The sequence below is a fragment of the uncultured Bacteroides sp. genome (genome assembly GCF_902472605.1).
Classification (GTDB): domain Bacteria; phylum Bacteroidota; class Bacteroidia; order Bacteroidales; family Bacteroidaceae; genus Phocaeicola.
Genome location: NZ_CABROP010000002.1, coordinates 18707 through 38964, shown reverse-complemented (window position 1 = coordinate 38964; position 20258 = coordinate 18707). Strand labels below are relative to the sequence as shown.

Genomic DNA, 20258 nt, shown 5'->3' with positions numbered 1-20258 from the left:
TCTTATTTTTGTTTTACATCTGTTTTTTCTTCTGCAATTGGAGGAGCAGGGTCAGGCTCCGAAGGCGAAAGTTCCTCCTGTGGCTCTTCCGGTTCCTGTGGCTCTTCCGGCTTCTGTGCTGGAGTTTCTTTATCCTTTATGCCGAAAAGCCAGCGGAAGAAGCGTACCAGGAAGTTCCGTTTCTTGGGCTTTGCTTCTACAGCCTCTGAGGTGGTGGACGACGGTACTGCCTGTTTGAGCGTGAGACTGTCGGTCGGTGCTACCAGGGTCGTATCTTTCTGCAATGAATCTGTCGTCAAAGAGTCTGTCAGAGCAGGTGGTACAGTTTGTAGCGTGGTATCCCGTTGGAGCGAATCCACCGGAATGGGTTGGAGTTGCTTGAGGCTGTCTTGGGGAACGACTGGCTTTTTGGGAGCTTTCGGTGTAGAAGCTGGCTTGGCCGGTTGAGGGCGCTTGAACGGTACCGGTACGGAATATTTGCAGCGTACCGGAATGCCGTGGTCTTTTGCCGGAATCCAGTCGGGCATCACCCTGATTGCATCCAGTGCAGCCGTATCCAGTCGGGCATCCAGTCCTCTGACGATACTGGGGGAAGTGATGCTGCCATCTTTTTCTACCACAAACTGAATCATGACGGCTCCTTCCTTTTGGGTCTTTTCTGCCAGTTCGGTCGTACGGGCTTTCCGTTTGACATAATTGAAAAACGCCTTCATACCGCCCTGGTATTCCGGCATGGTTTCTACCACGTGATAAATCCGGTCGGCTCCCTTCTTTACCATGTGTATTTCCAAGGGCTGGTCGGGCTGTTGCAGAAAGGCCTCACTGTCGAGGTATTTGTTTTCCATGCTTTCTGCCCGGACCATAATTACGTGGCTATAGTCTGCTTCGATGGTGAATTCTCCGTTTTTATTGGAGAAGGTGTGTCTGCCTGTACCTTGTACGCTGATTTCTGCATGCGGAATAGGTCTTCCCCCCTCTTTCAGTATGCCTTTCGCTGTGAAAGTTTTTCCGCTTTGTTTGAACCTTACCAAATCCTCCGGACGGTCTATGCGGATAATCGTGTCTTGTGCGGCTTGGTCCAGTCTCAAAGATTTGAGTGATTTGTTGCGGTCCGTAGGGAGATAGAAATTGGCAGTACGCGCGTAGTTCTTGTCGGTCATTTGCTCAAAATCAATCAGTCCCTGTTCGTCGCTGATATATTCGTTGCTGTATCCGACCACTCTCAGGATAATGCCCTGCTGAGGCTCACCTGCGGTGTTGAGTACGGTAATGCGGAAGCGTTGTGTTTGCTCTTGAAGTATCGTGGCTTGCAGTTTCAAGGCAGTCACCTGAAGAAGAGCAAGTCCGGCCAGTATATAATAAATAAGCTGTTTCATAACTACATTCGTAAATATTCGCAAAGCTACAAGTATTCTATAGTATTCACTCGTACTCAGACGTTAATAAAAATAAATTATCCGGCTTTGCAAACGATACAAAACCGGATAATAGGGATGAGAAGATTCGTTTAAAGTTCGTGTGAAGCCTTTGAGGCCAGTTTGCGCAGTTTACACATACGCAGACGTTCCAAGGCATGCTGGCGGCTCAAGATGATTTGCCGGCGATAGACGAGGCAGGTGGTAAAGAAATAAACCAGTGTCTGTATCCAGAGAGCCTTGTACTCGAACAGCACTTCGGGTAGTGTGGCTCCCATGTTGTTGATTCGCACGAAACCATTGATGCCGAAGGTGGAAGGGAACAGATAAGAGAAGCCCTTCCAGAAGGCAGGCACGGCTGCTCCCGGCCAGGATATACCGGAGATAAACAGCAAAGGTACCGAGGTAAATACATAAATCATCATGCACGATTCTCTGTGATGAATGAAGATGGAGCAGGTCATGGCAAAGAAGATACAAGCCAGCACGTAAGGCACGGCAAATGCTAACAGGGTAGAAGGCTGGGCTATCTGTACCAGACTGAACATCTTTGGCACCAGACACAGGATGTAGGCTGTCACAATGGCATATACAAGGAAATAGGCCAGGGCTTTTCCCCCTACAATGCGTATCGTTCCCTGGTATTGCCGACTGATGGGCACTAAGTCGCGGAAACGGTTGTTTTCGCGGGCAGTACCGGCTGAGAGTCCGACTCCCAAGAGTAAGGTCTGCTGGATAATCAGCATCAATACGGCCGGAAGCAGGAAGCTGGCAAATCCGTCCTGTGGATTGAACAGCGAGATATCTTCGTATTCGATGGGGGCTGTACTGACTTCATCTTGTCGCTCGGTGGTATTCCCCAGGCGTTTGATCTGGATTTGTTTGTTGAGCGTCAGCGAGGCATTGGTACTGGCCAACACCAAGGCTTTGTAGTACAGCATACCGCTCATGTCACAATACACGCTCACGGTGGTCTGCTTTCCGGAAGCAATGTCCTTGCCGAAGCTTTCCGGAATGTAGACAAGCCCGTATACCTTGGTCTCTTTCAGCAGGGTCTTGCCTTCTTCCAGGTCGGCGCAGTGGGATTGGATATGCACGTCGGCACTGGCATCGATGGAGCGGATGAATTCCCGGCTCAGGGCGGTATTGCTGTGGTCAATCACGGCTACCGGTACCTCACGTACTACTTCGTTGGTGTAAATGAACGCATACACCAGCGGATAAGCCAGAGGAACCAGCAGGAAGAATATCAGCACTCCCTGGTCCTTGAAGACCGCTTTCAGTTCTTGTGCGCAAATGTGGAAGAGTCCTGAAAAGCCTTGTCGTATGGTTTGTCGTAATGATTCTTTTTTCATGACTGCAAGTGTATTAAGGTATATAGACGTAATGGAGCATGGCGGTGCGCAGTTTCTTCAGGATGAAGAAAGGCAGCAGCATGAACAGCAGCAAGGCTGTTACCGCATGCCAGGCGTAGATAATCGGGTAGCCGTTCAGCGCCAGGTTTACGTAAATCAGAAAATAGTGTCGTAAGGGGAACAGTACGGACAACGCCTGCAGGGTGGGGTGCATGGCCATCACCGGGAAGGTGAATCCCGATATGGAGAACGAGATGACTCCCCAGAGGGAAGCCGCACTCAGTGCCAGTCGCAGGGAACCGAATAGCCCGAAGAGAAAGACTCCGAAGGCTTGTGAGGCCAGTACCAGCAGCAGTCCGGCCAGTAGCATCGGAAAGATTCCGCTGTTGCACGGATAGTGCAGGAAGCCATACAGGTATACGTTGTAGAAGGTGGCCATGATGAAGAAGGTCACCGTTTGTGGAAACAGCTTTCCAGTCAGTGCCGTAACAATGGAGTTGTCGGCCATTTGCATCAGCTCTTTGGCCGTGTTTTCCTTGAGTTCCGTACCGATGGTATACACGGTGGTCAGGAAAATCAGCAGCATCAGGATACCCGGAAACAGGGTGTTGCACAGATACACCGAGTAGTTCAGCCACGGATTGTTCAGGGCGTGCGTGGAAATCACCACGGGCTGCAGGAAGGCCAGTGCTTGGTCTTCCGTGGCTCCTTTGGCCAACAGGGTGGCCTGTCCGATGGCGGCAGAGGCCAGTTCCGACATGGTGCGCTGGTCTTTGTAGAGCAGAGATCCCGCTATCAGGTAAGAATAGTTGATATAGAACGATACTTTAGGTTGTCGTTGAGCCAGAGCCTCCTCGGTGGTTCCTTTCGGAATATAGTAGAATGAATAGATTTCTCCTCGTTGTATGGCTTGTCGTGCTTCCGTCACACTCGGATAGTGTGCCACAATCTGGGTCTGCTGGAAGGCATCCAGGTTGCGGATAATGCTGCGTGTCGTGGCGGTGTTGTCGAGGTCCACCACCCCTGCCGGCAGATTGGTCGGCAGCCCGTTTCCCATTAGCGTCGTGAAGAACAGGAAACAGAATACGGGAGCGATGACCATGCAGAACAGGTACATGGGTTTGGTGGCTATACGAAGGATTTCCCGTCGTACAATCCGGAGAAAACATTGACAGGTGGTTTTCGACATGGTAATTTTTACTTTTCAATGATGGCAGACATGCCCGGACGCAGGTTTTCTACCGTCTGTACGGGTTTTGCCTTTACTTCAAATGTTTTCAGGTCGAACTGACCGGTGGTCTTGGTCGCCTTCCAAGCTGCGTAAGTTCCTAAGTCTTTCATAACGGTCACCTGAAGTTCCACCTCTTTTTCTAAGGCCGGTACATACGCTTTGATTTTGTTCCCTACGGTAAAGTCTTTCAGAAAGTCTTCTCGTACGTTGAAGGTCAACCACATGTCGTCCAGCTGGGCCACGTTCATGATGGGGGCACCGGTACCTACCAGCTCACCGACTTTCGGGAAAATCTCTGAGATTTCGCCGTCGGCTGCAGCGGTCAGGTAAGTTTCCGATACGTAAGAAGAAACTTCGGCTACGGCTCCTTTGGCACGTTCCACCTGAGCGGCTGCCATGGCTTTGTCTTCCCACTGGGCACCGTTCTTGGCCATGGTGTACTGGGCATTGGCGGCACGTTCGGTAGCTTTCATAGCCTCATATTGTGCTTTGGCTTCGTCTCTTTTCTGCGCCGTCATCACCCCTTCTTCATAGAGGCGGTTCACACGGTTGTAGGATTTCTCGGCAATATCCAGTCCGGCTTTGGCTTTCTGCCACATTTCATAGGCGGCCTGCAACTGTTCACTGCGGGTACCGCGCAGGGCCTTTTCGTTCAGTGCCTGAGCTGCCTGTTCGGCTGCCTGTGCCTGCGACAGTTTGGCCATGACGTCGGGCGCTTCGAGGATGGCGAGCGTGTCGCCTGCCTTTACCTTGTCTCCTTCGCTGACAAAAAACTTCAAAACACGTCCCGGCACCTTGCTGGATACCCGGTATTCTGTGGCTTCCGCTTGTCCCTGGATGATTTCAGGACCTTTTCCCAGGGTGAAGAATCCGATGATACTCACGATCACAATCACGGCTAACAGTGTGAAGAAAGCCAGCATGATATTGTTGCGTTGTGTCTTTTCCATATTGTTGTGTTATTTTAAAATTCCCATTGATTTATTCAGATACAATTCACTCATTTTGACGTCTATTTGTGCGTCGATTTTGCCAGACTGGGCCGAGAACCAGGCGGTCTGTGCTTCCAGTACGTTGCTGGTCGGGATTACCCCTTCTTTAAATCCTAAGTTGGCATAGCGCAGGTTTTCTTCTGCTTTTTCCATGTTCTTTTCGGCCAGTGCCAGTTTCTTGGTCGATTCGTTTACCTTGTAGGAGTTCTGGGTGACTTGCAGTTCCACTTTCTCCTTGACGTCTTCCAGTTTGTAGCGGGCGATGTTGGCTTCCGCTTTGGCAGCTTTCACCTTATATATACCTTCTCCCCAGTGGAACACCGGAATTTTCACGATGACTCCGGCTGCCCACATGCCGCGGAATTTGTTTTCAAATCCGTTGACCAGCGACGGGTTGGTCACCAGGTAATTGGCAGTCAGGGCTACCGACGGAAGGAACTCCGAACGGGCGATGTTGACTTTCTGACGATAGATTTCCGAAGCCAGTTCCAGACTCTTCAGCTCTTCGCGGTTGCTCAGGGCCGTGCTGACGTTCGCTTCGGTATAGGTGTTGGGCAACGGCAGGTCTTTCATGCTTTCGTCGGCCAGTTGGAATTGGCTGTCGAGCGGGAGTCCGCACAGCTGGCACAGCAGCATCTTCGACAAGTTCAGTCCGTTGTCCACTTGTGTCAGCATCATCTCGGCTTCGTTGACTTTCACTTTTACGCTAAGCCCGTCGGCCTTGGTGGCTACGCCTTCGGCAATCATCTTGTCTACATCCGAGTCCAGTTTCTGTACCAGTTCCAGGAAGTTTTCGGCCAGCTTTTTCTTGTTGACGAGCGAGATGATTTGCCAGTACACTTGGTCGGTCTGTAGAATCAGGTCCTGCATGCCGGTGGCGTGCTGTGATTCGGCCAGGCGTTCAGCATATTTGGTGATTTTGTTGTAGGCAATGATTTTTCCTCCCATGAACAGAGGTTGGGTGAGGGTAGCCGCTCCGATGGTCAGGTTACGCGTATCCGTATGGAAGGCGTCTACCAGACTTTGGCCGATGCTGTTCAGTCCGGAGGTGAGTCCGGATACCGCTCCGGGAAGGAGTCCTTGCAAGCCGGCAGCAAGTCCAGGGTTTTGGGCTGCCAGTTGCTGCATGGCTGCTTGAAATTCAGCCGACTGCATACCTTGCTGGAGCTGTCCGCCGACAGTCGTACCCAAGTTTCCGAGGGTTTGTTTCTGCGCGTCACTTAGCAGGGAGATTTCTTTCTGCGTACGCATGTAGCCCCCTGTAAGGTCAATCTTGGGCAGATAATTGGTAAAGGCAGCTTTCTTCTCATAGTGGGCGGCATTTACCTTCTCTTGTGAAATCCGTAACTCTTTGTTATTGGCCAGGGCAAGTGCCCGGCAGCTGTCCAGGGTAAGTACCTGCTGGGCGTGACTGCTGAGAATTGTACTGAGCAGTAAGAGTAAACTTGTAATTCTTTTCATTGCTGATGCTGACTTTATATTTGGTTGCTTATGCAACGGTGCAAATGTATGACATTACAACAAATCGTCAAAGCATTTTGTTGAAAAGAAATGGTAAATTAGCTTTATTTGTAAGAAGTGAGGAAATCTGTTTTCTTTATTTAATCAGGCTGAGACGTGGTTTACGGGCAATGGGGTCCACCAGCACCTGTATCCGGCAGGTCTGACGGCTGCGGCTGAGCGTAGTGGCCTCTGTTTCTGTGGTAGTGGTTGGGAAATTTCCGTGAGCCATTCTGTACAGAACCGGTTGCATGAGCGGGTCAGTGTCGGAGCCTAAATCGCCCAAGTCACTCTCGTAATTTTCTTCGGCTTCAAAATCGGGCTGAAGTCCGTTGGTAAAATAATCGTAGTATCCTTGCGAGTTGCTCAGGTAAGTCGTGGTGAGCCACAGTTCGATTCCTGGAGCTCCTTCATCGGTAAACAGCTGCTGGGCTACATTCTTTCCATACGTCGGCATTCCTACTTGGAATAAGCGTCCTTCCATGTAAGGCTTCAGGCAGTTGATGACGATTTCCGAGGCCGAGGCCGTATTGCCGGAAGTGATGACATACAGGTTTTGATAGGAGAGGCTGGTTCCTCCCGGCAGCAGACTGGCGTCGAAATTCAGCGTTTCTGTCTTGTTGAGCTTATCGTTGTAGGTCATGTGCAGGAAAGGTTGTCCCATGGCAGTGGCAGGAGCCAAGGCTGTACTGAGCAGTTGCGAGGTGCTGACGTAGCCTCCCGGGTTGTAGCGCAGGTCCAGAATCACGTCGTCAAACTGTTGTCCGCTCATCTGCGAGAGGACTTCTTTCAGCAAATCCGTATTCTCGTCGAATTCGTTGTAGAGCAGGTAGAAGGCTTTCCGGCTTCCGGAAGAGACGATACCTGTCTTGAGTACGTCTTTTTCCTCTACATAACGGGGAGCCGGCATCTGTACCGTACCGAGCGTATCAAATTCAATGTAGTTGAATTCCGGGTCATCCACATTTTCGGGATACGGATTGTATTTTCCCAATGTAAAACTATAGGCTTTCTTAGGCTGAGAGACATAGGTAGAATAGTCGTTGGCGGAGATTGTCCGGTTGTCGGCAGCAATGATCCAGTCTCCCCGTTTCAATCCAGCTTCCTGTGCCGGAGAATCGGGCTGGATATATAAGACACGCAGGGCGTGTGTCCCCGTTTCCGTACGTACCAAGGTCGCTTCCATTCCGAAGCAGGGGTAAGTACTGGTGGCACGGGATAAAACCGAATCTACATGAGAAAACACATACCCGTTTTTCTGGTCTTTTGAAGATACAGCCGAAGCCAAGAATTCTGCAGGCTTTTTGAAAAAGTCCAGCTTTTCTTCCGCCGGGATGTCCTCGTAAAAGAGATAGTTCTCCTGCATCACGTCGTAAATCCATGTTTTGGAAGCAATCAAGGCGTAATATTCCCCCGAACGGTCTTCGCCGCAGGAAGACAGCAGGCCCATCAATGCGAGGCAGCTGTATATCAGAAAGTGGACACGTGTTCTCATGTTTCCCGAATTATTTCATTCTGAATGAACCCTGTCCGATCATGTTGCCGTCGGCAAAGATATACACCTGATAAGTACCGGCTGCTAAGAATTCTTCTACGTCCCAGTATACAGTAACTGTCTGTTCCTCACCTGTGTATTCAATGTATTTCTTGATAGAGTAAGCGATGTTTCTGTCTTCGTACTTGAACTGGTTGCTGGCGCTCTTGGTCAGCACTTCGTTGTCCGGTTTGGCAATGCGCAGGTAGAGGGTCTTGTTGCCGGTCTGCGCCGTGATGTTCTTGACAATGGTGAACGAGATGGCAATCTTTTTGATGTTCTTCACCCGGTCGGTTTCCCGTCCTCGTTTGTTCAGGGTCTGTACCCGGATGTTGGTTGCATCCAGTTGTGCAGCTAAGGTCACTTTCTCGTTCAGGCTCTTTTTTTCCTGCGACAGGTTGGAGATTTGCGCGGTAGCTGCTGAATATTTGGTCTTTACTTCCTGATTTTCCTGCATCAGGGCCGCGTTGATCTTGTTTAGGGAGTCAATCTGCATCACGTAGCTCCGTAATACGGCGCGCACGGTCTTCAGTTCTTTCTTCAATCGCATGATTTCGGCTGCATCGCTGGTCTTCACCTGGCGGAGTTCTTCCAGCAGACGCTGTGTCTTCAGCTTTTCACTTTCCAGTTTCTCGCGCAGGGAGTCGTTGTTAATCTGTACCTGGAGCTCGTCGTACTGGGTGGCAAACGTACTGTATTCATTTTCCATTTCTTGTTTTTCCACCTCAAAAAGCTGGCTCATTTCTTTGTTCTTGCGCGCTTCGTTTACGGCAAAGAACGATACTATGGCTGCAATGACAGCCAATATGATAATCGCGATAATCAGTTTCTTATTATTCATGATTCCGGTTTTTGCATTTGGCGCAAAAATACAACATTTATAGATACCATCTTTTATTTTTAGAAAAATTATGGGGATACCAGTACGGCAGGCAAGGTTTCCCCTTTTTCCCAATGACAGAAAGTAAGATGGGGAAAGAGACGCTTCCCGCTACCGAGTATCCATTGGTTGAGTATTTTCAGCAGGAGCTCCTGATCCTCGGTGGTGTTGGCGTATTTTATAATGGAATCGGTGTGAAGGGTCCCAGTGGGGGATCCTACGGGAGCTTGTATAAAGCCTGGTGAATAGTAGCAGCACCGCAGAGTGCTGGTTCCCTTTGTATTCAGGCATATGGGATGGAAGTTGGAGTAGTTGATACCGTCCTTGGCCTTGATGTAGCAGTTTTGTATGGTCCCGTCATCGCAGACGTTGCAGAGCAGTCCGCATTGGGCGGTTATCTTGTTGAGCAAGCAGTCGGTGGCGGCACAGTTCAAAATGCTGCCTCCTTGGTTATAGCGAGTTAAGGTATTTACTATTTTGGGCTGATCCGTTTTCAGTTCAAGGCGGTCTACATGGCAGTTTACAATGGTCCCTTCATTAAAAGCCGTGAGACACCCGAATTCACTATTCTCTTTTATATTTTCGATGGTGCAGTCTTGCAGCGTGCAATGATTGATTTCTCCCTGGTTGAATCCGACCAGAAAGGCTGCATTCTTCGTGTCGGAACTTTTGTTGTAAATGGCTTGGTTGAGAGTCAGGTTTTTTACCACGCCAGTGGCAGACACTCCGCTGAAAAGTGCGGCGTAGTAAGGGTAATTATAAGGTTGGGTAAAGCGCAGGTTGGTGAGGCTGTGTCCTTGTCCGTCGAACGTGTCGTTGAACAGCCTTTTCTCTGAGCTGGCTGCCGTGCCATATTCTCCAATCATTTGTACGCGGGCCGCTTCCTCTGGGGTAAAGCTCAGGTCTTCATTCAGGTAATAGGTCATGGTTTCTCCCGTCTTTTCGCCAAATTCTTCCAAGGTCCGCTGGCCATAGGCTTCTCCGTTAATTAAATGGGTGAAGGCAATAAAGTCTTCCACAGAGGAGATGCCTAAGGTCTCTCCCGCAATCTTGATGGGGCAGGTATAGGTATGACCGGATTGGAAGGGATAGTTTTCCAAGGTGCTTTCGTAGACGGTGCCTGCGGTCGTGTGAATCCGTATCTGAATGGACAGGGTGGCAGGAGGAAGCAGGAAGGTGTATTCTCGGTCCTTGCTTTTCTCCATGCAGATCGTCGTGGAGATGGGCTGGCAGATGACTTCTCCCGTTTCTGGATGGATATCTGCCACGGAGACGGAAGGAATGAACTCTATCTGGCTGAGTTGTTGATTCAGACGGGAAGATACGGTAAATCGGATTTGGGCGAACAGATGCCGGAAAGATAGATGGATGTTTTCTCCGTAGGTACATTCCTCCTGGGCGATGAGTTGGTCGCGCAATTGTCCTTCCTGATAGAAAACCGACTGGTCCCGGTAAAAGGGAGGGCAGAAGGCGGTGAGGGTTGCTTTTTGCGACGTGTTTTCCCATTTCGGCAGACCGTTGCCTTCCCACCGGGTACCGTTGTAGGAGAGTTCTACAGCTTCGGCCTGTAGTCCTCCTTGAATGTAGAGGGTGAGGCTGCTGCCTGCAGGGATATTCTCTTGTTCGGTCGTGTAAGTGCGTGAGGAGGCAGAAAAGGGAGTGATGGCTGCTCCTTCAATGTGCCAGGGAAGGAATGCCTTTTCTGAAGTTTCTTTGCTGCAGCTGAAGGTCAGCAAAAGCAGGAGGAGGATAAATTGTATTTTGAGGTTCATGGATTTCCTTTTTCCTGTATAAACGCCGTTTGCCGGTTTCGTTTCCCGATTCTTTCGGGTAATTGAGGGTAAAGTTGTGTGTTCCATCGAAAAACTTTACCTTTGCGGGCATTAAGGAAACGTTTCACGAAAAATATGGGAAAAGGAAAATTAGCGAAATTCGCAGATATGGCGGAATATCCGCATGTGTTTGAATATCCGTACTCGGTGGTGGATGAGGTGCCTTTCGACATGAAAGGAAACTGGAATAAGGATTTCTTCAAGAACGAGAATCCGATTGTCCTGGAGTTAGGGTGCGGACGCGGGGAATACACCGTAGGGCTGGCACGACGCTATCCGGGCAAGAACTTCATCGGAGTGGACATCAAGGGAGCCCGCATGTGGACGGGAGCCACCGAGGCCTTACACGAAGGCTTGAAGAATGTGGCTTTTCTGCGTACCAACATCGAAATCATCGACCGCTTCTTTGCCCCGGGTGAGGTGAGCGAAATCTGGCTGACTTTCTCAGACCCGCAGATGAAAAAGGCTACCAAACGCTTGACTTCCACTTATTTCATGAATCGTTACCGCCGTTTCCTGATTCCGGACGGGTTGGTACACCTCAAGACGGACAGTAATTTCATGTTCACCTACACCAAGTATATGGTGGAGGCCAACCGTTTCCCGGTGGAATTCATCACCGACGATTTGTATCACTCCGGCATGGACGATGACATCCTGAGCATCCGCACTTATTACGAACAGCAGTGGCTCGACCGCGGACTGAACATCAAGTACATCCAGTTCCGTCTGCCGCAGGAGGGAGAACTTCAGGAACCTGACGTGGAAATCGAGCTGGACGATTACCGGAGCTATAACCGGAGCAAGCGAAGCGGATTGAAAACAAGCAAATGATTCAAAACAGAAAAGATATGACACTTTATCCGAAATTGATTATGGACGCACTGGCTACGGTGCGTTATCCGGGCAACGGAAAAAATATTGTAGAAGCGGAGATGGTGGCCGACAATCTTCGCATTGACGGGATGAAGGTAAGTTTCTCGCTGATTTTCGAGAAGCCTACCGACCCTTTCATGAAATCAGTCGTCAAATCGGCTGAGACCGCCATTCATACCTATGTGTCAAAGGACGTGGAAGTGACCATTGCCACTGAGAGCAAGCAGGCCGCACGTCCCGAACCGGGCAAGATGCTGCCGCAGGTGAAGAATGTGATTGCCGTGTCTTCCGGTAAAGGAGGGGTCGGTAAGTCGACAGTGGCTGCCAACCTGGCCGTGGCTTTGGCGAAATTAGGCTACAAGGTAGGTCTGCTCGATGCGGATATCTTCGGCCCTTCCGTTCCGAAAATGTTTCAGGTGGAAGATGCCCGTCCGTATGCAGAAGAAGTGAACGGCCGCGACCTGATTGTACCGGTCGAGAAATACGGCATCAAACTGCTTTCCATCGGTTTCTTTGTAGACCCTGACCAGGCTACGCTGTGGCGTGGCGGTATGGCCAGCAACGCGCTGAAACAGCTGGTAGCCGATGCCAACTGGGGCGAACTGGATTATTTCGTGTTGGATACCCCTCCGGGCACCAGTGACATCCACCTGACTTTGCTCCAGACCCTGGCCATTACGGGAGCGGTGATTGTCAGCACCCCGCAGCAGGTGGCTTTGGCCGATGCACGCAAGGGCATCAACATGTACACCAACGACAAGGTGAACGTGCCTATCCTCGGCTTGGTAGAAAACATGGCTTGGTTCACTCCGGCCGAACTTCCGGACCACAAGTATTACCTGTTCGGCAAGGAAGGTACCAAACGTCTGGCAGAAGAACTGCACGTACCTTTGCTGGGACAGATTCCTATCGTACAGAGCATTTGTGAAAGCGGCGATGCAGGAACACCGGCTGCCCTTGATGAGAACTCCATCACCGGCATGGCCTTTATGGACTTGGCTCGCAACGTGGTGACACAGACCGAAAAGCGAAATGCTGAGCAGGCGCCTACAGAGATTGTGCATACACATTGATATTTAATAAATGTAAAAAGAGAGCGGTGGCAGAAAATGCGCACCGCTTTTTTTATGCCGTTTCCGGGCCTTTTTTGTCGGGGTTGTCGGGGTTGGCAGGCATTTTTATAACTTCTATATAGTGGGTGTGGAAAAATACAACTTTTATATTTTTCCACACCTGTGTATAGGAAGTTTAGAAAAACCGGTGCCAACCCGTCAACCCGTCAAGGCTGGGGTGGTCAGTGGAGTTTTTTAGCTGTCCAAAAACGTAAGTGCGTTCGGATTGAAGCGCAAGCGCATTTCAGGTAAAGCGCAAGTGCGTTTGGGGAAAAACGTAAAGGCGTTCGATTTGAAACGTAAAGGCGTTAAATCCCCAGGATTTATATACCGATTGGGCATGATTTGCCTGAGTTTATATACTGCACGGCCTGTATTTGCCTTATTTCTTCAAATATTTTAATAAAAAATGGAGATATTATTTTTTTATTATAAGTATTTTGGTACCTTTGTAAAAGATAAACCTTTAGTTCGTAACCTTAAATGAATGCCTATGATATTTTAGTTCTATTTCTTTATCCCATCTTTAGTTTTACGGGGCTCAATCATCCGTATATCTATAACCTTAAAAATCTAAACAAAAATCAAACTTATGTATAAGAATTATAAATCTATTGCCATGATGCTGGCCTTGGGCGCTTTGTCTGTAGGAGCAGCTAATGCAACGCCTTTCGAAATGAAGGTGGATGGTATGAATGTGGTACAACAGGCCGGAACATGTACCGGTGTAGTAAAGGATGCCAATGGCGAAGCAATCATCGGTGCCTCTGTGGTCGTAAAAGGTACGACGAATGGCGTTATCACTGATATCGATGGTAATTTCACCCTCTCAAATGTCAATTCTGGCGATCTCATTTCTATCAGTTACATCGGTTATGCCACTAAAGAGGTGAAATGGACAGGGCAACCTTTGAACGTCACCCTCACTGAGGATGTGGCTATTTTGGATGAAGTAGTGGTGACTGCTTATGGTGGACGTATGCAGCGTTCTAAAGTGACCAACTCTATTTCGAAAGTGGACTCTGAAGTGTTGAGCTCCGGTTTGCACTCCAATCCGGCGCAAGCCTTGTCAGGTGCTGTTGCGGGTTTGAGTGTGCGTCAGACCAGTGGTGACCCGGGTGCGACTCCTACTATTATTCTGCGTGGTGGTACCAGCTTGGACGGAAGTGGTTCTCCATTGGTTATCGTGGATGGGGTACAGCGTTCTATGGCCGACATCAATCCTTCGGACATTGAATCTATGGAAGTGATGAAGGATGCCGGTGCCACTGCCATTTACGGTGCCCGTGCTGCCAACGGTGTGATTTTGATTACCACCAAGCGTGGTAAGGAAGGTCATACCAGCATCAATGTGAAGGCCAAAGTGGGTGTCAACTATTACCATAATAATTATAATTTCCTTGGAGCACGCGACTATTTGTGGTGGCAGCGTACGGCTTACCAGCGTTCTTCCAATATCTGGACAGACTCAAAAGGCAATTCGCAGGGTATCATTAATATGAGTTCTTTGTCGGGTGCACAGCCTTATGGTACCGGTAATATTTATTTTAATGCCGACGGTACGCCTGCCGATGGTAATCTGGTGACTAATGCCAACTGGAGTCCGATGATTTATACGGACGATCTGGCTTTCCTGTTGGATCAAGGCTGGGAAACCATGACAGACCCGGTTTATGGGGATAAGATCATTTTCAAGGATTTCCAGATGTCTGACGTGAATATTGTTTCTCCTGCCATTACGCAAGATTATACGTTGGAATTGTCGGGTGGTAACGAAAAAGGTACTTATTTCTCCAGTATCGGTTACAATAACTCGGATGGTAATGTGGTAGGAAACTGGTACAAGCGTTTTACGTTTACGTTCAATGCCGACTACAAGCTTCGTTCCTGGTTGACTTCCAATTCTTCGTTTAACTTCTCGCATAACACGTGGTATGGTCTGGCAGATACGGTTTCTTCCGAAGATTACTTTAACCGTGTATTGACCGTGCCGCCTACCTTCCGTGGTACGAATCCGAACGGGGAATGGCTGATTGGTACCCGTGGTACACGTGATGCCAACCAATTGTTGATTCAGCCGTATCTGGACAGGGATAATAATACCGACAAGTTCTCCATCTCACAAGCTTTTACGATTCATATCTTGAAAGGACTTGACCTGAAGCTGACAGGAAGCTGGTACTATGAAGATACCAAATATGAGAACTTCAACCGCGATTATCTGACAGGACCGAATACATGGTATCGCACCCGCTATTCTTCCGATCAGTACGACCGCAACTTGAATCAGACTTATAATGCGGTTGCTACGTATAATCATACGTTCAAAGACAAGCATTCGTTGAATATCATGGCCGGTACGGAATATTATACTGCCGAAAATAAGGGATTCTTCGCTTCCGGTTATGGAGCTCCTACGGATGACTTCCAGGATCTGGCACTTACATTGCAGACCGGACGTGACATCGACTCTTGGCACAATCAGAACCGTATTCTGTCTTTCTTCGGAAAAGTGGATTATGACTATAAAGGAAAGTATCTGGTGTCTGGTGTATTGCGTGAAGATGGTTATTCACGTTTGGCCAAAGACAATCGTTGGGGATTGTTCCCAGGTATTTCTGCCGGTTGGGTCCTCAGTAAGGAAGAATTTATGGAAAAATGGTCAAATGTATTGACCTATAGTAAACTGCGTGCAAGTTATGGTGCCAACGGTAACTTGGATACCAATTATATCGGCAACTATACTTTACAGGGAGCTTATGGAACCCAGACGAATTATAATGGTTCTACCGCTATTTTGCTGAGTACGTTGCCTAATCCGGGATTGCGTTGGGAGAAATCCTATACGTTTGAAGTAGGTCTCGATTTAGGTTTCTTGGATAACCGTTATACAGTGAGTATGGCCTATTACAACCGTCGTACGAAAGATAAATTGGCTTACATTCCTTTGCCTTCTCATGTAGGTGTGAGTCAGTATTTGTCTAATAACGGTGAAATCCAGAACCAAGGTTTTGAATTTGAAGTACATGCCAGCATTATCAACTCAGGTGATTTCAAATGGGATGTTGACCTGAACGGTGCCTTCAATAAAAATAAAATCATCACCTTGCCGTATAACGGACTTCTGCGCAACCGCCAGAATGCAGTGGAAGTGTATACAGGTAACGGAACTGAGACCATGTGGGTAGGCGGTTATCAGGAAGGACAGTCTCCTGGTGATATTTACGCATTCCAGGCCGAAGGTATTTATCAAAGCTATGATGAAATTCCGGGTAATCTGGTTGACCGTTCTACGGGAAACAATGGCTCAAACAATAAGCCGCTTTATGGTCCGGACGCTTGGGCTGCATTGAGTGATGCGGAAAAATCGGCTGGTTTGCCTATACAGCCCGGTGACGTGAAGTGGAAAGATGTGAATGGCGATGGCGTGATTGATGATTTTGACAAGGTGAAAGTCGGCAATACGATTCCGAAATGGACGGGTGGTATCAACACCACATTCACTTGGAAAGGACTTGCGTTAAATGCACGCTTCGACTATGCATTGGGACATTCTGTCATAGACTATCGTACTCCGTGGATTATGGGTAACATGCAGGGAACTTATAATACGGTAGATTTGGTATTTGATACTTGGTCTACTGATAATCCTGGCGGTCAGTATCCTATGTACGGTTATGCCGACCAGCTTGGTAAGCGTAATTATGCCCGTGAATCATCTATGTTCATTTACAAAGGTAATTATCTGGCAATTCGTGAGATTAGCTTGTCTTACAGCTTGCCTAAGCAGTGGATAAACAAACTGAAAATGACGAATGTACAGGTTTCCGTTTCCGGACAGAACCTGGGTTATCTCACTCCGGCTAAGAATATGGCTACTCCAGAATATGGAGCCAGCTCTTATGGTTCATATGCCTTGCCGCGTTCCGTTATATTCGGACTTAATGTAAGTTTCTAACTCCTAATTGACAACAAGATGAAAAAATTTATATTCTCACTTTTTATGGCAACAGCCTTTCTGACGGGATGTAATGAATTGGATTTGACTCCGATTGACTACGCCGCAACAGGTAACTATTGGCAGAATGAAGAACAGGTTGCCACGTTTATGAATGGACTGCACAAACTTTTGAGAGACGATTATACATCGCCTGTGGTGTTAGGTGAACTTCGTGGGGGTACGTTGAGGGATGGTACTTCTTCATTAGGTACCTCACTGGATAGGGCTACCATTGTAACCAGTGCCTTGACGACTACCAGTACAGGTATCACTAATTGGAATGGCTATTACAACAAGTTGCTTCAGTTGAACCATTTTATTCAAGAGGTAGAAAATGGATGTACGTTCCTGAGTGAAAGTTCACGTAATTTCTATTTAGGTCAGGCGTATGGCATGCGTGCATATTATTATTTCATGCTTTACCGTACCTATGGTGGGGTTCCTTTGGAAACAGAGGTGAAATTGTTGGACGGTAGTGTGGATCCGAGCAGCATGTATATGGAGCGTGCCACGGCAGAAAAGACCATGCAATTCTTGAAAGACGAGATTGGTAAATCGGAAACCGCTTTTGGTTCAAATGATAAATTGGATCGTGCCACCTGGTCGCGTTTCTCCACTTTGTTCTTAAAGGCACAAATTTATTTGTGGTCTGCCAAGGTGAATACCAATGATTATTCCGGAGCGCATACTGCCACAGGGCAGGCCGATTTGCAGATTGCCCGTCAGGCATTGCAAGACATCATTTCAAGTGGACAATTTGAACTGGAAAACAACTTTGGTGATATTTTTTCATACAATAATAAGCGTAATAAGGAAATCATCCTGACCATGCACTTCGATAAAAATGAAGCCACGAACTCAGGGTGGGGCGATTATTTCCTTTATTCACCGGGACTGTTCATTGGACAGATGTATGATGAGGATGGTAATTTGTACCACACAGACCCCTTGGAATCAGCCAACTCAGGTTTGTTGCGTTACGAATATAAAGAAAGTTTCGTACGGACATTCGACAAAGAGGATACCCGTCGGGCAGCTACCTTCTTTGAATATTACACCACGGCAGACCCTGCTACACGGGAAATGGGTGTTTCTATGCTGAAAATGAGAGGACATCTGGATAGTGATGGAACCCGTTATTATGATTCGGATGTCATTATGTTCCGTTATGCTGATGTATTGCTGATGATGGCCGAGGTGGAAAATGGTTTGAATGGTACTTGTGCAAGCTATATCAATCAGATTCGTCAGCGTGCTTATGGAAATGCATACGGTCCTGAATATGCGTATACAGACGGTTCGTATGCTCAAAATGAGTTGGCCATCCTGCACGAACGTGACAAAGAATTTGTGGGAGAAGGTACCCGTTGGTTTGATATCGTCCGTTTGCATGACGCGAATAATAACCCGTTGGCTTTTTCTGCTGAAGCAGGTTATCCTTCCCAGAACGGTGGCACCGCCACTCCGGTATTGAAAAGTAATGAAACTTATAAGTTGTTGTGGCCGGTAGATGTGACTGTTTTGAATGCGGATGAACTGCTTAAACAGACTTGGGGCTATGAAGAAGCTGAAGGTAAATCTTAAATAACAGCTTGATAGTATGATTTTCTCGCGCTTGGCTTTGTCTCTTTTGAGGCAGGCCAAGCGCGAGGCTTTTATTAGAAACACGTTGTTGTGATAACTTTTGTCGGTTTGTCGGGCTTGGAGACTTATATTGGGTATACTTAAAGTATCATTCTTCTTTAAAATCCAGGCTTAACTGTATGGGCTCGAAATGTGACGGGAGCTCTTCGGTTGAATTCTCTTTTGGGTTGGACACCGACAATCCCACCAGGCGGATGGCGTGCTGGCTGTGGTCCACCCCCTTCAGCAACCGTTTGGCCAAAGGAAGAATCTCTTCCAGACGTTGCAGGGGGTGCTTGACACTGACACTGCGGGTGATTTGGGAAAAATCGTCGAATTTCACCTTCAAGGTGAGGGTGTTTCCCTTGAAATCTTTGGCTTTCAGCCGCTCGATGAGTTCACGCGCCACGTGATACAGCTCGATAATGAGGGCCATCTCGGCCGAAATATCTTTTTCCAGCGTGTGTTCGCAGCCGATGGACTTACGAATGCGGACGGCTTCCACGGGCCGCTCGTCAATTCCGCGGGCGAAATTGAAATAGATGAGGCCGTTCTTTCCAAATTGCCGTTGCAGCATTTCCAAGGAACATTGACGGAGGGTGTCTCCGTTGTAGATGCCCAGCGTGTGCATCTTTTTGGCCGTGATAGGGCCTACTCCCCAGAAAGCTTCGATGGGCAGATGACGGATAAATTCTTCTGCCTGGTTGGGATGGATGGTGCAGAGGCCGTCGGGTTTCCGGTAGTCGGACGCGATTTTAGCTAAAAATTTATTGTAAGATACGCCGGCTGAAGCTACTAAATGAAGTTCCTGGCGGATACGCTGCTTGATTTCCCGGGCAATGTCCACCGCCAGGGGAATTCCTTTCTTGTTGTTCGTGACATCCAGAAAAGCTTCATCCAGCGAGATGGGTTCGATGAGGTCGGTATATTCGTGGAAAATCTCGTGTATCTGTGCCGATACGCTTTTGTACACCTCCATCCGGCCCTCCACGAAAATCAGTTGTGGGCACAGTTTCTTCGCTTTCTGGGACGACATGGCCGAACGTACCCCGAATTTGCGGGCCTCATAGCTGGCAGCCGCCACTACGCCCCGTTTTTCCGCATGTCCCACTGCAATGGGCTTTCCTCTCAGTTCCGGATGGTCGCGCTGTTCGACCGACGCATAGAAAGCGTCCATGTCTATGTGGATGATTTTCCGTTCGGTATTCATGGAAGGGCTGATAGCTTTTCTGCAAAAAAACAAAACATTCTTGGGATATCCTAAAAATCATTTGTATTTTTGCTGTTTGTAAAATCGCATTTAGTGACTTTTTGACCACAAAAACGAAAGATATTATGATGAAAGATGAAATTAAGAAAGCCTGCGAGGTGATGCAGAAGGGAGGGGTGATTCTCTACCCGACGGATACCGTGTGGGGGATAGGATGCGATGCCACGAACGAGGAGGCGGTGAAGCGTGTGTTTGAAATCAAGCAGCGTGCCGACAGCAAAGCCATGCTGGTGTTGGTGGACAGTCCGGTAAAAGTGGATTTTTATGTACAGGATGTGCCTTCAGTGGCTTGGGACTTGATTGAAATGACGACCAAGCCGCTGACCATCATTTACGATGGGGCACGCAACCTGGCTCCCAATTTGATTGCGGCCGATGGAAGTGTGGGCATCCGCGTCACTTCGGAAGAGTTTTCCAAACAGCTGTGTTTCCGTTTCCGCAAGGCCATCGTTTCTACTTCGGCCAATATCAGCGGACAGCCGGCTCCCGCGGTGTTCAGTGAAATCAGCGAGGAAATCAAGCAGGCGGTGGATTATGTGGTGGATTATCGCCGGGAGGAAACCGGACATCCGAAACCGTCCAGCATCATCAAGCTGGGCAAAGGGGGCGTAGTAAAGATTATTAGAGAATAAATACTT

14 protein-coding genes are annotated in these 20258 nt (G+C 48.4%); 5 read left to right on the top strand and 9 right to left on the bottom strand.

Features of this window, described 5'->3' with window-relative positions; genetic code table 11:
* Nucleotides 1–2: 2 nt before the first annotated feature.
* The 8 genes from RDP42_RS00740 to RDP42_RS00705 all read right to left on the bottom strand — a co-directional run bounded on the left by RDP42_RS00740 (nt 3) and on the right by RDP42_RS00705 (nt 10679).
* Nucleotides 3–1376: a TonB family protein gene (locus RDP42_RS00740; protein ID WP_308762127.1), complete on the bottom strand. Its 1374-nt coding sequence runs from the start codon at nt 1374–1376 to the stop codon at nt 3–5.
* A 131-nt stretch (nt 1377–1507) separates the two neighbouring features.
* On the bottom strand, nt 1508–2770 hold the full coding sequence (locus tag RDP42_RS00735) for an ABC transporter permease (protein WP_308762126.1): 1263 nt from the start codon (nt 2768–2770) through the stop codon (nt 1508–1510).
* 13 nt (nt 2771–2783) lie between these two features.
* On the bottom strand, nt 2784–3959 hold the full coding sequence (locus RDP42_RS00730; RefSeq protein ID WP_204478616.1) for an ABC transporter permease: 1176 nt from the start codon (nt 3957–3959) through the stop codon (nt 2784–2786).
* 8 nt (nt 3960–3967) lie between these two features.
* Nucleotides 3968–4951, bottom strand: a complete 984-nt coding sequence (locus tag RDP42_RS00725) for an efflux RND transporter periplasmic adaptor subunit (protein WP_308762125.1) — start codon at nt 4949–4951, stop codon at nt 3968–3970.
* A 9-nt stretch (nt 4952–4960) separates the two neighbouring features.
* Entirely contained in the window at nt 4961–6454 is a 1494-nt protein-coding gene (locus tag RDP42_RS00720) for a TolC family protein (protein WP_308762124.1), read from the bottom strand.
* Nucleotides 6455–6590: 136 nt separating this feature from the next.
* Nucleotides 6591–7988: a S41 family peptidase gene (locus tag RDP42_RS00715; protein ID WP_308762123.1), complete on the bottom strand. Its 1398-nt coding sequence runs from the start codon at nt 7986–7988 to the stop codon at nt 6591–6593.
* 10 nt (nt 7989–7998) lie between these two features.
* A complete protein-coding gene (locus tag RDP42_RS00710) occupies nt 7999–8868 on the bottom strand; it encodes a hypothetical protein (protein ID WP_308762122.1) in 870 nt (289 codons plus the stop codon).
* A gap of 68 nt (nt 8869–8936) precedes the next feature.
* Nucleotides 8937–10679 carry a fimbrillin family protein gene (locus RDP42_RS00705; RefSeq protein WP_308762121.1) on the bottom strand — a complete coding sequence of 581 codons (1743 nt, stop codon included), beginning with the start codon at nt 10677–10679 and terminating at the stop codon, nt 8937–8939.
* A 135-nt stretch (nt 10680–10814) separates the two neighbouring features.
* On the opposite strand from RDP42_RS00705, the gene trmB reads away from it, so the two are divergent.
* The 4 genes from trmB to RDP42_RS00685 all read left to right on the top strand — a co-directional run bounded on the left by trmB (nt 10815) and on the right by RDP42_RS00685 (nt 18311).
* Nucleotides 10815–11573 carry a tRNA (guanosine(46)-N7)-methyltransferase TrmB gene (gene trmB, locus RDP42_RS00700; RefSeq protein ID WP_308762120.1) on the top strand — a complete coding sequence of 253 codons (759 nt, stop codon included), beginning with the start codon at nt 10815–10817 and terminating at the stop codon, nt 11571–11573.
* Between the two features lie 17 nt (nt 11574–11590).
* The gene (locus RDP42_RS00695) at nt 11591–12688 is read left to right on the top strand and encodes an Mrp/NBP35 family ATP-binding protein (protein WP_204474742.1); all 1098 of its coding nucleotides are present in this window, start codon (nt 11591–11593) and stop codon (nt 12686–12688) included.
* 715 nt (nt 12689–13403) lie between these two features.
* Nucleotides 13404–16685, top strand: a complete 3282-nt coding sequence (locus tag RDP42_RS00690) for a TonB-dependent receptor (RefSeq protein ID WP_308762183.1) — start codon at nt 13404–13406, stop codon at nt 16683–16685.
* 18 nt (nt 16686–16703) lie between these two features.
* Nucleotides 16704–18311, top strand: a complete 1608-nt coding sequence (locus RDP42_RS00685) for a RagB/SusD family nutrient uptake outer membrane protein (RefSeq protein ID WP_308762119.1) — start codon at nt 16704–16706, stop codon at nt 18309–18311.
* Nucleotides 18312–18459: 148 nt separating this feature from the next.
* Here RDP42_RS00685 and dinB read toward each other — a convergent pair whose 3' ends face one another.
* Nucleotides 18460–19560: a DNA polymerase IV gene (dinB, locus tag RDP42_RS00680; RefSeq protein WP_308762118.1), complete on the bottom strand. Its 1101-nt coding sequence runs from the start codon at nt 19558–19560 to the stop codon at nt 18460–18462.
* A 128-nt stretch (nt 19561–19688) separates the two neighbouring features.
* Between dinB and RDP42_RS00675 the strand changes: the two genes are divergently transcribed.
* Nucleotides 19689–20252, top strand: coding sequence for an L-threonylcarbamoyladenylate synthase (locus tag RDP42_RS00675; protein ID WP_148329364.1), 564 nt, complete (start codon nt 19689–19691; stop codon nt 20250–20252).
* Nucleotides 20253–20258: the final 6 nt, after the last annotated feature.

What these genes read in the sequence shown, in the direction of transcription:
- RDP42_RS00695 (WP_204474742.1), top strand. Translation starts at nt 11,591, where the DNA reads ATGACACTTTATCCGAAATTGATTATGGACGCACTGGCTACGGTGCGT.
- RDP42_RS00675 (WP_148329364.1), top strand. Translation starts at nt 19,689, where the DNA reads ATGAAAGATGAAATTAAGAAAGCCTGCGAGGTGATGCAGAAGGGAGGG.
- RDP42_RS00685 (WP_308762119.1), top strand. Translation starts at nt 16,704, where the DNA reads ATGAAAAAATTTATATTCTCACTTTTTATGGCAACAGCCTTTCTGACG.
- RDP42_RS00725 (WP_308762125.1), bottom strand. Translation starts at nt 4,951, where the DNA reads ATGGAAAAGACACAACGCAACAATATCATGCTGGCTTTCTTCACACTG.
- RDP42_RS00730 (WP_204478616.1), bottom strand. Translation starts at nt 3,959, where the DNA reads ATGTCGAAAACCACCTGTCAATGTTTTCTCCGGATTGTACGACGGGAA.
- RDP42_RS00705 (WP_308762121.1), bottom strand. Translation starts at nt 10,679, where the DNA reads ATGAACCTCAAAATACAATTTATCCTCCTCCTGCTTTTGCTGACCTTC.
- RDP42_RS00735 (WP_308762126.1), bottom strand. Translation starts at nt 2,770, where the DNA reads ATGAAAAAAGAATCATTACGACAAACCATACGACAAGGCTTTTCAGGA.
- RDP42_RS00715 (WP_308762123.1), bottom strand. Translation starts at nt 7,988, where the DNA reads ATGAGAACACGTGTCCACTTTCTGATATACAGCTGCCTCGCATTGATG.
- dinB (WP_308762118.1), bottom strand. Translation starts at nt 19,560, where the DNA reads ATGAATACCGAACGGAAAATCATCCACATAGACATGGACGCTTTCTAT.
- RDP42_RS00740 (WP_308762127.1), bottom strand. Translation starts at nt 1,376, where the DNA reads ATGAAACAGCTTATTTATTATATACTGGCCGGACTTGCTCTTCTTCAG.
- trmB (WP_308762120.1), top strand. Translation starts at nt 10,815, where the DNA reads ATGGGAAAAGGAAAATTAGCGAAATTCGCAGATATGGCGGAATATCCG.
- RDP42_RS00710 (WP_308762122.1), bottom strand. Translation starts at nt 8,868, where the DNA reads ATGAATAATAAGAAACTGATTATCGCGATTATCATATTGGCTGTCATT.
- RDP42_RS00690 (WP_308762183.1), top strand. Translation starts at nt 13,404, where the DNA reads ATGAAGGTGGATGGTATGAATGTGGTACAACAGGCCGGAACATGTACC.
- RDP42_RS00720 (WP_308762124.1), bottom strand. Translation starts at nt 6,454, where the DNA reads ATGAAAAGAATTACAAGTTTACTCTTACTGCTCAGTACAATTCTCAGC.